This window comes from Myxococcus vastator (assembly GCF_010894475.1).
In the GTDB taxonomy this organism is placed as follows: domain Bacteria; phylum Myxococcota; class Myxococcia; order Myxococcales; family Myxococcaceae; genus Myxococcus; species Myxococcus vastator.
On sequence record NZ_JAAIYB010000208.1, the window covers coordinates 1 to 13,784 of the forward strand.

Here is a 13,784-nt window from a genome sequence, read left to right on the forward strand (position 1 = left end):
CCTCCACCCCGGGCACCGCGCCCGAGACTGTCATCACCGACCTCAACGCGTACCCCCGCGCCGGTGACTCCGGCGCGGTGCTGGACCTGGGCCGCGCCGCCGCGGAGGCTGGCGCCGCCGCCCTGCGCGCCGCGGCCCTGGCCCTGGGCAAGAGCGCCACCCCGCGTGGCCCGCTGGCCGACCCGGACACGAGCTACGCCCAAGGCCTGGAGGCCCTCCAGGCGAAGGACGCACCCACGGCCATCACCCAGCTGTCCGCTTGTGTGGAGGCCGCGCCCTCGCGCGTGGACTGCCGCTGGGAGCTGGGCTGGGCGCACGCGTTGGAGAACCAGTGGGCGGAGGCCTACACGCAGTGGACCGAGGTGCAGAAGCTCCAGCCGGACCAACCGGACCTCGAGGGCGCGCTGTCTCAGGCCCGCGGTCAGGCCATGCTCCAGGCGAAGCTGTCGCAGGGGCCGCGGCCCGGCGACCGCCCTCCCCCGCCGGCCGACGCGAAGGTGCGCATCCGCGCGGTGGGGGACGTCATGCTGGGCACCACCGTGCCCGAAGGCCACCTGCCTCCCGATGGCGCCGGCAGCGTGATTGCCGGCGTGCGCTCCCTGCTGGAGGACGCGGACCTCACCTTCATCAACCTGGAAGGGCCGCTGTGCGACACGGGCGAGACGAAGAAGTGCCGCTCGTCGAGGAACTGCTACGCGTTCCGCTCGCCCACCGAGTACGGCCAGTACCTGAAGGAGGCTGGGGTGGACGTGGCGTCCACGGCCAACAACCACTCGGGTGACTTCGGCGAGGAGTGCCGCCGCGCGACGGAGTCCACGCTGGACACGCTGGGCATCGCGTGGAGCGGCGCGCCGGGCACGGTGGCCACGGTGGAGCGCAATGGCCTGCGCATCGGCATGGTGGCGTTCCACACGTCGCCGGCCTGCAACCACCTCAACAACCTGACCACGGCGACGGGGCTGGTGCGCGTGGCCGCGGCCGAGCACGACATCGTCATCGTGTCGTTCCACGGCGGCGCGGAGGGCAGCAAGGCGCTGCACGTGCCCCAGGGCCGGGAGAAGTTCTACGGCGAGGACCGGGGTGATTTGCGGGCCTTCTCGCGCGCGGTGGTGGACGCGGGCGCGCACCTGGTCATCGGCCATGGTCCGCACGTGGTGCGGGGCATGGAGTTCTACAAGGGCCGGCTCATCGCCTACTCGCTGGGCAACTTCGCCACCTACGGCCGGTTCAACCTGCGCGGTCCGCAGGGCCTGGGCCTGGTGCTGGAGGTCGAGCTGAACCGCGACGGCGACTTCACGTCGGGCCGCATCCTCCCCACGAAGCAGGTGGACCGGGGCATCGCCGTGCCGGACCCGAGGGGCGCTGTCATCAAGGCCGTCCGTGACCTCACCACGGCTGACTTCCCGGAGACGGGCGCGCGCATCTCCGACGACGGCACCGTGAAGCTCCGCGGCCAGGGCCCTGTCTCCATGCTGGACCGCGCGCGGCGCTGACACGCCGTCTCGCGTGCGCGGCGGCGTGTGGGTGCTTCACGGACCTCGAGCCCGGGAAGTCCCGTCATGTCCGCCGTGTTCATGACGTCGCTGTCTCCCTCACCTCCCCGGGCTGAAGCGCGGCTGCTGGGTGTGTCCCAGCTTCCGTCATAGCGGCTCAAAGCAACTGACGGCCCGTACAGGCATGTCGCACGGCTCCGGGATACAAAGGTCCCTGCCGTGCGCGCCCTCCGACTGCCACGCCTCTCCTCGCTTCGCGCCTTCGAGCACCCCGGCTACTTCGCGGTCTGGGTGGGAGCCCTGGTCTCCACCATCGGTACCTGGATGGAGACGGTGGCCATGGGTGTGTACGTCACGGAGGCCACGGGCCGCGCCGAGTGGACGGGTGGCATCGTCGCCCTCACCTTCCTCCCCGCGGTGGTGCTGTCGCCGGTGGGCGGCGCGCTCGCGGACCGGTTCGACCGTCGCGCCTACGTCGCGCTGGGCACGGTGGTGCAGCTGGTGCTCGCGGGCGTGTTGACGCTGCTGGCCTTCACGCACCAGCTCAGCGTCCCCGTCGTGGCCGTCATCTCCTTCGTCCACGGCTGCGCCAGCACGCTCATCAACCCCGCCTTCGCGGCGATGCTCGCGGAGCTCGTTCCGCCCCGGGACTTGCACAGCGCCATGAGCCTCAACTCGGCGCAGTTCAACCTGGGGCGCATCATCGGTCCGGCGCTGGCCGCGCTGGTGCTGAGCATGGGCGGGACGTCCTGGGCGCTGCTCATCAACACGCTGTCCTTCGTCGCGGTGCTGGTGGCGCTGTCGCAGGTGAAGACGCTGACGCGGATGACGGCGAAGGCCACGCAGGGCCTGTGGCGGCAGATTGCCCACGGCTTCTCCGTGGCGCGCGGGGATCCGGAAATCTCGCTGATGTTGTGGGGCACGCTGCTGGTCGCGGCCCTGGTGGCGCCCTTCATCGGCCTGGTGCCGGTGTTCGCCATCCGCGTGTTCGGCCAGGGCGCGGCGGCCACGTCGCTGCTCGTCACCTGTCAGGGCGCGGGCGCGGTGACGGCCGCGTTGCTGGTGGGCACGCTGGTGGACAAGCTGGGCCAGCGCAAGCTGCTGGGGCTGGTGGCGACGTCCATCGGCGGGGTGTCCACGCTGTACTGGCTGTCGCCCACGCTGCAGGTGGCCGCCGCCGTCATCTGCGTGCTCGGCGCCAACTACATGATGCTGATGAGCGGGATGCACGCGTACTGCCAGTCGCGCGTGCCCCGCGAGCTGCAGGCTCGCATGAGCAGCCTGTTCAGCATGGTGCTCGGCGGCGCGTATGCGGCGGGCGTGTGGGGCCTGGGCGCGCTGGCCGACCGGATGGGCATCCGCTTCGTCACCGTGAGCGCCAGTGTGTTGTTCCTCGCGCTGGTGCTGACGCTGCGGCTGCTGCGCCCGCGGCGTTTCGACGGCGCTGACGCGTAGGCGCGCGTCAGGGAATGACCGTCCAGATTGCTCGGGTCCTCGAATTCGCACGGTTGGAGGAGACTTCACTCCCCCGGTCAGGAGTGGCCACGGCGGGTGCGCAGCGCCTGCTCCAGGAACTCCGAGAAGGAGCGGGCAATCTGCCTGCAGTAGGCCGGATCCGGCCTTGCCTCGTGTTCGCCGTCGAAGAGGGGGTAGCGGCCATTCTCCAGTCGGGCCACGCTCAGGAGCACGTAGTCGCCGTCCTGTACATCGCAGAGCGAGTACACCGAGGCGGGTCCCCACTTGTCGTCATCCTCGCCGTAGATGGCGACCCTCGCCCGGACGATTTTGTGCAGCGGGAGGACGCGGTAGGGGGTCTCCGGTAGCCGCGCAATCAGCTCCGCTCCATTGCAGTGCAGGTAGAAGGCGCGCAGGTCCGGGTCCAACTTCCAGCCTACGCGGCGCTCGAACGCATCGACCTCTTCGGATGCGGCGGGCGGATACGGAAAGTGCTCGCGAGAAACCTCTTCGAGCAGGCTGCTCATGGGCGTGGCCATCGTCAGTGGTCCGAGTAGGGCAGATTAGGGGGCGAGTCACGTTCAGGGGGAGCTGCGGAACGGACTTGCAGTTGGGTGGCATTGCGCAGGGATATGTCGAGGTAGCGGCGGTCGCTCCAGACGCTGGAGACCTCCAACGCGACGCTGGTGGAGCTGCCCGGCGTGGGCCACATCCCCCACTTCGAGGCGCCGGAGAAGTTCCACGCGGCGTTGATGGACTTCCTCGGCAAGTGACGCGGCGGCGGGGCGCTCCCTGTGGGCAACTTGGGGATGTCTCCGGGCGGACAGGGGTGCCCCCGGCCGTCCGCGGGGACCTTGGTGCGCGAGGAGCCCGCTCCGACATTCAACCTTGGAGCGGTACCCACTTCGACCAGGAGCGCACCATGCCGAACAGGAAGTACGACCCGTACACGGGAGGCAAGGAGGCCGCGACCAAGCCCCCTTATGCGCCAGACCGCGTGGAGCGGGGACTGGAAGCCGACGACACCCTGCCGCTGTACGCCGCGGACTCCATCCGCGACACGCGCGAGCAGAAGTTCGCCCTGGACAGTGACTCCGAGGTGGGCGGCTACGTCCCCGACATCCGCAGCCCCATCGACGAGGCGGACGAGCTGGAGCGCGAGCGCAAGGGCCGCGAGCGCGCCGAGGAGCGTCAGGTCTCCGACGAGGAAGACGAGGCCCGCAACGGCTGAGCCACGGGAGCATCCCGGACCTTCGGACCCCGTGAAGCACCGGGCCGTGGCCCGCGAGCAATGACTCGCGGCCCACGGCCCGGGAGACACCTGCCCGCGTGCTACTTCGCCGCGCGCGGCACCGGTGCTTCATCCGGCTCAATGGGCACCAGCTTGCCCAGGCCGAGCGGCGTCACCTGCTCCTGGATGGTCGCCGGGTCACCCACGAGGACCATCTGCATCGCGGCCGGGTCCAGGTACTGCTCGGCCATGCGCTGCACGTCCGCGGCGCTGGCGTCGCGCAGGCCCTCCACGGTGCGGTTGAACTCGTCCAGCGGGCGGCGGGTGATGAAGAGCGCCGCGGCGCTGGCGCCCAGGCCCTCCACGGACTCGAAGGCGCCCGGGAAGGCGCGGATGAGGCCCTCGCGCGCGGCCTCCAGCTCCTCAGCGGTGATGGGCCGGTTCTTCAGGCCCGTCAGCTCGTTCATCACCTCGCTCAGGGCCGGGCCCGTCACGTCCTGGCGCACGGAGCTGTACGCGGTGAGCGGCCCCACGCCCAGGCGCGGAGAGACGCTGGCGCCCGCGCCGTAGCTGTAGCCCTTGTCCTCCCGCAGGTTCATGTTGAGCCGGCTGCCGAAGAAGCCACCGAACACGGTGGTGGCCAGCTCCAGCGGGTACTCGTCCGGGTTCCCCGCGGCGATGCCCGCGCGGCCCACCAGCAGCAGCGTCTGGTCCAGGCCCGGCTTGGGCACCACGTACACCTGCTGCCGCGGCGGGGCCTTCGTGGCCGGCGGCGGCGCGGGCGGCGTGGCCTTGCCCTTCCACCCGCCGAAGTGCTTCTTCGCCAGGGCCACCCCTTCTTCCAGGCTGATGTCACCGGTGAGGATGACCGCCTGGGCCTTGGGGCCGGTGTGCTTCTGGTAGAAGCCCGTCACGTCCGCCAGGGTGAGCGTCTGCACGGACGCGGGCGTGCCGTCGGGGAGGTGCCCGTAGGGGTGCTCCAGCCCGAACACGGCCTCCAGGTACGCCAGCTGCGCCAGCACGCCGGGCTGCCCCATCGCGCGCACCAGGTCCGCCAGCTGCTGCTTCTTGCGCCGCTCGAAGGCCTTGGGGTTGAAGCTGGGCCGCAGCACCACGTCCGACAGCAGGGACATGGCCGTGTCCAGGTTGCGCGTCAGCACGCGCACGCCCACCTGCGCGCCGTCCGCCTGCACGTCCATGCCGGGTGACACCCCCAGGTCGGCGAAGGCGTTGTCCAGCAGCACCGTGTCCCGCTTGCCCGCGCCTTCCAGCAGCATGCGGTACGTCAGCTCGGCGAGCCCTTCCTTGCCCTGGGGGTCCTGCGCGCTGCCCGCGGCGAAGGCTACGCCCGCGAACACCAGCGGCAGCTCCCGCCGCGTGCTCACGAGCACGGTGAGGCCGTTGTCCAGCTTCGCGCTCTGGAAGGTGGGCAGCACCAGCTCCGGCGCCTTGCCGGGCTGGGGCGGCGTGGCGCGGAAGGACTCGGCGTCGGCCGTGGCTTCAGCCGGGGCCGCCTTCTCCCCCATCGCGGGAGAGGCCGGACTGGCCGGCGCGGGCTTCGGGTTGCTGGCGCAGGCGGCCAGCGAGGTGACGAGCAGGGCGGAGAGGAGGCGGCGCATCAGTGGCGCTCCTTCGAGTCGAGGGGCGCCTGCCGGCGTGCGGGCGGCACCGCGTGGAGGATGACGCGCGCGCCGGGGCGCAGCGTGTCCTGGGCGAACTGCTTCACGGCTTCGGGCGTCACCGACTCGTAGCGCGCCAGGTCCTGGGCCACGTAGTTGGGCTCGCCGACGAAGTGGTTGTAGCTCTGGAGGACGTCCGCCTTGCCGCCGAAGCCGCCGACGGACTGGAGGCCGGCCAGCGTGCGCGTGTCGTAGCGCGTGCGGGCGCGGGCAATCTCCTCCGGGGTGATGCCCTGCTGGCGGACCTCGTCCAGCACCGCGTCCACTTCCTGGAGCAGCGTGTCCGTGGACACTCCGGGCCGCGCCAACACGTCCACCGAGAAGACGGACTGCGCGCCCTGGCTCTGCTGGCTGGCGCTGACGCTCTGGGCCAGCTCCTTGTCCAGCACCAGCCGGCGGTAGAGGCGGCTGGCCTTGCCGGTGGACAGCGCGGTGGCCAGCACGTCCGCGGTGGCGTCCCCTTCCTCCAGGTACGCGGGCGTGAGCCACTGGATGGACAAGAGCGGCAGCCGGGCCACGCGCTCCTCCTCGCGCAGCACCACGGGCGCGGTGAGCTTCACCGGCGCGACCTCCGGCCGCTGTGGCCGGGCGTGGCTGGGCAGCGTGCCGAAGTACTTCTCCACCAGCGCCTTCGTCTTCGCCATGTCGAAGTCCCCGACGATGGCCAGCGTGGCGTTGGACGGCGCGTACCAGGTGCGGAAGAAGTCCTTCACGTCGTCCACGTTGGCCGCGTTCAGGTCCTTCATCGAGCCGATGACGTCCCCGTGGTACGGGTGCGGCAGCGGGAAGAGCGCGTGCCACGCCTTCTCGCGGGCGGCGCCATACGGCGCGGTCTCAATGGATTCGCGCCGCTCGTTCTTCACCACTTCGCGCTGCGTCTCCAGCTTCTCTGGAGTGATGGCGTCGAGCAGGAAGCCCATGCGGTCGCTCTCCAGCCACAGCGCCGTCTCCAGGTGATTGCTGGGGACGGTTTCAAAGTAGTTGGTGCGGTCGAAGCTGGTGGTGCCGTTGAGGTCGGTGGCGCCCAACTGCTCCAGCCGGGAGATGTGGACGTCGTCGGCCACGTTGCGCGAGCCCTGGAACATCATGTGCTCGAACAGGTGCGCGAAGCCGGTGCGGCCGGGCTGCTCGTGGTACGCGCCGACGTGGTACCAGATGTTGACGGCCACCACCGGCAGCTTCCGGTCCACGGAGAGGATGACCTCCAGGCCGTTGGGCAGCGCGTACTTCTCATACGAGATGGCGAGCGCTTCGCGGCCGGGCTCCAGCGGCTTCGCCTCCTGGGGTGTCTGGGCAAGCGCCGGCAGCCCGCTGAACACAAGGGCTGCGGCGACGAGGGCCTTCATTCGGAACAAGGTGCCTCCAAGTCTCGATGCCAATGACTCACGCGACGCGCTTAGCACGCACCTCCGGCGCCGTGGGTAGGGAATGGTGGCGGGAGCCGCCGGTGCTCCGGGATGTTGGTTCCTGGTCAGCATGAGAGACTGAACGCATGTCCGCCGACGTCTCATCCGGTGCCCTGCCCCGCTGCGCCCTCCATCCGGATGCGCTCGCGGGCGCCACCTGCCAGCGCTGCGGCAGCTTCGTCTGCACCGCGTGCACGACGTGGGTGATGGGCCGGATGTATTGCCCGCCCTGCGCCGTGCGTCCGGAGGTGAACTACCTGGAGACCTTCCGGCTGAGGCTCTGGGGACGGAGGGACGTGAGCGCCTGGCTGGTGGTCGGCGTCACGGAGCTGCTCTTGTTTCTGGCGCTGGGGGCGCTGGTGAGGAGGGAATTCGGCCTCGCGCTGGCGTGTCTGGCCAGCGCGGGCGTGGGCCTGGCGTTCTTCCTGGGCATGCGCTGGGCCCGCCTGGGCCTGCTGGCCATTCCACTGCTGGCCATGCTGATGACCGCGCCGTCGCTGGGCGCGCCTGCGTTGGTGTTCTTCGTTCCGCTGATGGTCGCGGTGAACATCTTCCGCGACACGCGCAGCCGGCTCTTCTTCCGCCTGGACGTCCCCGAGCGCGAGCTGCGCCGACTGTGGGACCTGCGGGTCAACAACCCCCTCGCCCGGCACGCGCTGTCGCTGAGCGTGGGTTCGTTGTTCCTGCCCGTTTTCGCGCCGCTGCTTTCCTTGTTCGGCGGGGGGAGCGCGCTGACGTTCATCTTCGCGGCCATGGCCATGCTCGCCCTCATCCTGGGCGTGGTGGCGCTGCGGCGGGTGGACCCGGAGGCACGGCCGCCCATTGGCCGGCGATGGGAGGCGCTCGGCGCGGTGTGCCTGGCGCTGGCCACGCTGACGCTCTGGGGCACGCTGCACTGGCAGCGGATGGTGGAGCTGTTCGGCGGTGCGGTGGACTGACGGTGCATGGCTCGCTCCCCGCCCTGTCGTCCCGGCGCGCGGGGGGCGACCGGTGCCTGGGGGACGTGGGGTGCCCACGCTCACGGAGGAGACTCAAGCCCGACACCGAGGAGGCCACCGTCATGGCGAACATACGTGAGGAGCAGGGAGAGGCAGCGGAGGGCCGGAGCGCCACGCCTGGCCTCAAGGAGCAGCGCAGCGAGTCGCGCGCGGCGCAGACCTACGCGGCCTTCTTGAAGGACCTCGAAGCGAACGCGAGCGTCGTCCGCCCGCTGGCGGAGAAGGCCGCGCAGTCCGTGCTGTGCCTGCTGGAGCAGCGCCTCATGGACACCGAGGCGAAGCACCTGGAGGCCCAGCTTCCGCGGAAGGTGACGGACATGCTGAAGCGGTGTCCTCGGCACGAGGGCAAGGTCGCCAGGAAGTACAAGCTGGAGCAGTTCCTCGCCATGGTGGCCGAGGAGCTCGACACCACGCCCAACGAGGCCGAGCGTCTGTCTCGGGCCGTGTTCCTCACGGTGCGCAATCACATCAGCGAGGGCGAGGCCGACGACGTCATGGGCCAGCTCCCCGCCGACCTGCGCTCGCTGTGGGTGCCCGAGGCCTGAGCGTCGGAAGTCAGTGATAGCCTGCCTTCCTTTTAAACATGGGAGGCAGCATCCATGTCAGTCGCGGGACGGAAGCGGAGTGCGCGGACCTGTCGGGTCAGTGGAAGGACGCTGGCGCTGAGTGTGCTCACGCTGGCCGCGCCAGCCTGGGCACAGGTGCCCGAATACACGCTGGAGCTCCAGGCGCGGACCAACCTGCTGGGGAATGCCTCCGGCGCCTACAACGTGGCGCCGGGCAACCTGCTGGCGGGAAGTCTCCAGCTACCGCTGACCGACGATGGTCAGCTTGCGTTCCGGTTGGCGATTACCCCCGAGGGACGCGAGGCGGTGTGGTGGGGCCAGGAGGGCACGGGGCAGCGCATCTACATGCTCCCGGACCTGGGCGAAGACGCGCGCATCAGCGACCCGTCCCTCAACGCCCAGGGCAATCTGGCCTTCGCCGTCACCGGAGCCTCGTCGGCGTCCCAGAACGGCATCTACCGGTTGAATGTCGCCAGTCCGGACGACGTGCGCATCGAGCGCATACCCATTGGCGCCTCGAACTGGAGCAGCTTGCAGCTCAACGAGGTCGAGGTGATTGGCTTCCGTGCCGCGTATGGCGGTGGAGGGCAATCCTATGTCCTCCAGGGCTCGGGCTGGGTGAGCACGCTGGTCAGCGACAACATCGCCGACAGCTCGAGCCCCTATTCGTTCCTGTACTCGCCGAGGCTGAACGACCAGGAGCAGATTGCCGGTGTGGTGGACCTCGCGTCCGCGTCCGCGGAGTTCTTCCAGGAACTGCGCATCTTCAACGTGAACGCCGAGTCGCAGCTCGTGGCGCGGACGCGCGGGCTCGACGCGAACTCACCGGTGTACCGCTTCGCGTCCGTGCAGCCGGCGTTCAACAACCAGGGCCAGGTGGCGTTCCTGGGGACGGCCCGGGACGCGTTCGAACGGAACGTCACGACGCTGTGGCGCTGGGACGGAACGGAGCTGCGGGTGATTGCCCAGGATGGCCTGGGGGAGATCCGGCAGTTGGAGTTCTTCCCGCCGGACATGAACGACAGTGGCCTCGTGGTCTTCCGGGCTTTCGACGCCGCGAACCTGCGCGCGGTGTGGGTCAGTGACGGTCAGGAGTTGAAGCGGGTCGTGAGCGAGCACGACCTCGTGACCTCGGACCTGGGCCCGGCGCGCATCGACCAGGAGACGCCGTCCAACCCGGTGTTCGCTGGCGCGCCCAGCATCAACGCGCGGTCGGATGTCGCGTTGGCCGCGGGGCTGGCTCCGCCGGACAATGACCAGGAGGAGTGGGGCACGGCCGTGTTCATCGCGCGGGCGGCGTTTCCGCAGACCGATGGTGGCGTGGACGGCGGCCCGGGCGAGGACCCGGACGCTGGAACCGGCACGGATCCGGACGGTGGAGCCGATGGCGGCCCGGGCGAGGACCCGGACGCTGGAACCGGCACGGATCCGGACGGCGGCCCAAGTGAAGACCCGGATGCTGGAACCGGCGCGGATCCGGACGCAGGCCCGGGCGAGGACCCGGATGCCGGAACCGGCGCGGATCCAGACGCTGGAACCGGCACGGAGCTGGACGCGGGCACGGAGCCGGACGCCGGTCCAGGCGAGGAACCCGAGCCCGACGGTGGTCCCTCCCAGGAGCGGGATGCGGGGACGTCTCCGCCCCCACCGCCTCCGGACAGTGGCTGCGGGTGCCAGTCCTCGTCTCCCGCCGCGTTGCTCCCGTGGATGCTCGTGGGGCTGATGCGGGTCGTCGTGGGCCGCCGTCGCAAGGGCACGTAGACCGCCGAAGTTAAGAGCGGGTGCCGGATGGACTCAGCCGCCCGGCACCCGCCCTATTCACCGAGCAGTGACGCGGCCAGCGCGCGCACGTTCGCGGACCCATCGTTGGCTGCGACATCGCGAAGCAAGGCCACGGTGGGAGGCTCCACGGCTTGCAGTTGGCCCAGCAGCCGCACCACTTCGAGCCGGACACGCTCACTCCGCTCCGCGCGCAGCGCCCGGGCCAACGCCTCCATGTGGGCGCTGGCCACCCGCTGCGAGACGGCCTTCACCGCGAGCGCACGGACCCGGGGGCTCGGGTCGTCGAGCATCACCTGGTCCAGCAAGGCATCCACCGCCGCGCCAGGGATGGCACGTAGCGCCTCCGTCGCCGCGCCCCGCACGGCCGCCTCCGGATGCACGAGCGCCGACTTCACGTAGGCCAGTCCCGCCGGAGCGCCAGCCCGGGCCAGGGCATCCAGGCAGACCTCGGGCTCCAGAGCACCCATACGACAGCGCCTCAAGAGCCCCTCGACCAGCGCCTGGCTCCGACCCGGCTCCGGCACCTCCAAGGCCTTTGCCAGCGTCCCCATCGACAGCGCCGCCGCGTTCCTCACCCCCGCGTCCCGTGCTCCATCCATCACTCGCTCCAGCTCATCACCGAGCAGCAGTGAAGGCCGCTCCATGTGCCCCATCGCCCGCGCCTCCTCCACGTCGGCCAACTCCGTGAGCCGCTCCGACCGCAGCGTCGCCCGCGTGGCCTCAAACGGCCTCAGCGACGAGAGCCGGTAGTCCACGCCCACGTTGGTCAGCGCGACCCGCGTCTCCTCGCGGATGCGTGGGAGCTCCGTGCCGCCGCCGCCCAGCTCCACCACCTCCGAGCCCGTCGCCTCCCTCACGTGCCCATCCGCGAACAGGGTGAAGTCCAGGTGCCCTTGCAGCCGTGGAAGCACCGCCGTGCCCGCGCGCAGGTAGCGCCGCTTCGTCTTCACGTAGGTGTTCGCGCTGCCACCCGCGCGGTACACGGCCTCGAGGTCACCACGCGAGTCCGGCTCCTCGGTGCTCCAGCGGGTGCCCTCTTCCGCCACGAACTGCGTCGACGCGAGCAGCAGTCGCACCATCCGCCGCGCCGCCGCGTCCTGCGCCGCGTCGAAGTGCACGGCCATCACCCGGCCCCGGGCGTCCTGGCCCACGTACACCGGCCGCTCGAACCTGCCCCGGAGCGTCCGCAGCGCCGCGTCACCGGCCTCCGTCGCCTCACCGGAGTTCACGACCACCCGCGTGGGCACGAGGCGGCCGGAGAACAGGTGCTGCGCACCCTCCGCGCCCAGGTAGGTGAGCTCGAGCAGGCCGCTCCATCCCGTGTGCAGGGACGCCCGCGTGCCCGATGGATGCTCCGTGTGGGTCCGGAGGTCCAAATCAAACGTGTACCGGAGCCGGTGGCCCACGACGAGCACCCGCTCCCGCCCCTTCACGCCCGGAAGGTTCTCCTCGGGCTCCAGCGGGGGTGCGTCATCCTCCAAGGACGGTGAGACAGCCAACGGTGTCTCAGGGGGCGCCGGCGTCCGAGTCGCCGTGCCCGCACGCCACAGCGCGGCGGCCGTGAGCACGGCGAGCAGCAGGACCAGGCTCTTCACGCGCGGGCTCACTCCCCCGAATACGCGCCCGAGCGTCAATCCTGGCTACCACCGCCCGACATGAAACCCAGGCACGGCTGTCTCAGGGGTTGCCGAGCTTCAACTCCAGCTCCGCCAGTTCGCGCTGCACGGTGGCGTCCGTCACGCGGAGGCCCTCCACCTTGCGCACCGCGGAGATGACGGTGGAGTGGTCCTTGCTGAAGCGCGCGGCGATCTCCGGGAAGGAGCTCTTCGTCAGCTTGCGGCTGAGGTACATGGCCACCTGGCGCGCATGGGCCAGGGCCTTGTGACGGCGGTCTTCCTTCAGCGACTCCACCGTGACTTTGTAGAAGCGGGCCACCTCACGCTGGATGGATTCCACGTCCACCGCGCTGTGGGCGGGCAGGATGTCGCGCAGCACCTGGGCCGCGAAGTCCTCCGTCACCGGCTGGCGCGTCAGGCTGTGCACCGCGGACAGTTTCACCAGCGCGCCTTCCAGCTCGCGCACGTTCTTCTGGATGTGCTTGGCGATGAAGTGCGCCACCGAGTCCGGCAGGTCCAGCCCTTCGGCCACGGCCTTCTTCTGGAGGATGGCCACCCGCGTCTCGTAGGTGGGCTCGCGGATGTCCGTCATCAGCCCCATGGCGAAGCGGCTGCGCAGCCGGTCCTCCAGGCCCGGAATCTCCGAGGGCACCGTGTCGCTGGTGAGGACGATGGCCTTGTTCATCTCGTAGAGCGTGTTGAAGGTGTAGAAGAACTCCTTCTGCGTCTCCTCACGCTTGCCCAGGAACTGGATGTCGTCGATGAGGAGCACGTCGCACTCCTCACGGAACTTCCGGCGGAAGTCCCCCATGCGGTGCTCGCGGACGCTCTCCACGTACTCGTTGGTGAACTGCTCGCTGGAGAGGAACACCACGCGCTGGGATGGATCTCTCTCCCAGATGAAGTTGCCCACCGCCTGGAGCAGGTGCGTCTTGCCCAGGCCCGTGCCGCCGTAGATGTAGAGCGGGTTGTAGTGGTGGCCCGGCTTGTCGGCCACGGCCTGCGCCGCGGCGGCCGGGAGCTGGTTGCTGTCCGCCACCACGAAGGTGTCGAAGGTGAACCGCGCGTTCAGCCGCCCCGGGCGCGTGGCGCTCGCCTTGACGGAGGGTATGGGTGGAAAGTGCGGGTCCGGCTCCAGCCCCTCCACCACCTCATAGGCGATGGACGTCAGCCCCTCCCCCATCCGCCCGAGCTGCACATCCAGCATGGGACGGTAGTGGTCATCCACCCAGTCACGGAAGAAGCGGTCCGGAACGCCCATCACCAGGGCGCCGTCACGCACCTCCAGGGGCCGCATCCGCTCCAGCCATCTCAGCGCGTAGTCGAACTTCTCCTGGCGGATGGCGTCCAGCATCCGAGCCCAGAGAATTCCAGCACTTGGGAGGGGGGTAGCGGCTTGGGCGAGGGCGTTCACGCGTGTCTCAAACGTGCGGATGCAGGGGGAAAACGAGGCGTTCGGCGGTGCTAACAGACGGTTCCTGGTGGATCAAGCAACCGGCCAAAACCGCCGTAACCTCAAGGGATTTTCCCAACACGGATGATCCGCAACGGGCATGCC

The 13,784-nt window shown here is 70.0% G+C and carries 11 protein-coding genes; 6 read left to right on the forward strand and 5 right to left on the reverse strand.

All coding sequences use genetic code 11. The annotated features are described in order from the left end of the window. Together G4D87_RS20670 and G4D87_RS20675 are read left to right on the forward strand one after the other, a co-directional pair. A partial coding sequence (locus G4D87_RS20670; RefSeq protein ID WP_163783785.1) for a CapA family protein occupies nt 1-1,493 on the forward strand: 1,493 nt, incomplete at its 5' end. Nucleotides 1,494-1,712: 219 nt separating this feature from the next. Next, nucleotides 1,713-2,948 (forward strand): MFS transporter, encoded by a 1,236-nt coding sequence (locus tag G4D87_RS20675; RefSeq protein ID WP_163783786.1) that lies wholly within the window; start codon nt 1,713-1,715, stop codon nt 2,946-2,948. Nucleotides 2,949-3,025: 77 nt separating this feature from the next. Here G4D87_RS20675 and G4D87_RS20680 read toward each other — a convergent pair whose 3' ends face one another. Next, nucleotides 3,026-3,487 carry an SMI1/KNR4 family protein gene (locus tag G4D87_RS20680; RefSeq protein ID WP_163783787.1) on the reverse strand — a complete coding sequence of 154 codons (462 nt, stop codon included), beginning with the start codon at nt 3,485-3,487 and terminating at the stop codon, nt 3,026-3,028. 383 nt (nt 3,488-3,870) lie between these two features. Between G4D87_RS20680 and G4D87_RS20685 the strand changes: the two genes are divergently transcribed. Continuing rightward, nucleotides 3,871-4,179, forward strand: coding sequence for a hypothetical protein (locus G4D87_RS20685; protein ID WP_163783788.1), 309 nt, complete (start codon nt 3,871-3,873; stop codon nt 4,177-4,179). 101 nt (nt 4,180-4,280) lie between these two features. Here the strand turns inward: G4D87_RS20685 and G4D87_RS20690 are convergent, their stop codons facing one another. Further along, entirely contained in the window at nt 4,281-5,798 is a 1,518-nt protein-coding gene (locus tag G4D87_RS20690; protein WP_163783789.1) for a M16 family metallopeptidase, read from the reverse strand. Further along, the gene (locus G4D87_RS20695) at nt 5,798-7,204 is read right to left on the reverse strand and encodes a M16 family metallopeptidase (protein WP_163783790.1); all 1,407 of its coding nucleotides are present in this window, start codon (nt 7,202-7,204) and stop codon (nt 5,798-5,800) included. Before G4D87_RS20695 ends, G4D87_RS20690 begins: the two co-directional genes overlap by 1 nt. Before the next feature lie 146 nt (nt 7,205-7,350). On the opposite strand from G4D87_RS20695, the gene G4D87_RS20700 reads away from it, so the two are divergent. The 3 genes from G4D87_RS20700 to G4D87_RS20710 all read left to right on the forward strand — a co-directional run bounded on the left by G4D87_RS20700 (nt 7,351) and on the right by G4D87_RS20710 (nt 10,589). Continuing rightward, entirely contained in the window at nt 7,351-8,202 is an 852-nt protein-coding gene (locus tag G4D87_RS20700) for a hypothetical protein (protein ID WP_163783791.1), read from the forward strand. A gap of 122 nt (nt 8,203-8,324) precedes the next feature. After that, nucleotides 8,325-8,807, forward strand: a complete 483-nt coding sequence (locus G4D87_RS20705) for a DUF2267 domain-containing protein (protein WP_205507660.1) — start codon at nt 8,325-8,327, stop codon at nt 8,805-8,807. Between the two features lie 54 nt (nt 8,808-8,861). Then, nucleotides 8,862-10,589 carry an MXAN_5453 family MXYO-CTERM-anchored protein gene (locus G4D87_RS20710; RefSeq protein WP_163783792.1) on the forward strand — a complete coding sequence of 576 codons (1,728 nt, stop codon included), beginning with the start codon at nt 8,862-8,864 and terminating at the stop codon, nt 10,587-10,589. A 53-nt stretch (nt 10,590-10,642) separates the two neighbouring features. Here G4D87_RS20710 and G4D87_RS20715 read toward each other — a convergent pair whose 3' ends face one another. Together G4D87_RS20715 and dnaA are read right to left on the reverse strand one after the other, a co-directional pair. Beyond that, nucleotides 10,643-12,205 carry a HEAT repeat domain-containing protein gene (locus G4D87_RS20715; protein WP_240358446.1) on the reverse strand — a complete coding sequence of 521 codons (1,563 nt, stop codon included), beginning with the start codon at nt 12,203-12,205 and terminating at the stop codon, nt 10,643-10,645. An 82-nt stretch (nt 12,206-12,287) separates the two neighbouring features. Continuing rightward, nucleotides 12,288-13,640 (reverse strand): chromosomal replication initiator protein DnaA, encoded by a 1,353-nt coding sequence (gene dnaA / locus G4D87_RS20720; protein ID WP_163783794.1) that lies wholly within the window; start codon nt 13,638-13,640, stop codon nt 12,288-12,290. Nucleotides 13,641-13,784 lie beyond the last annotated feature (144 nt).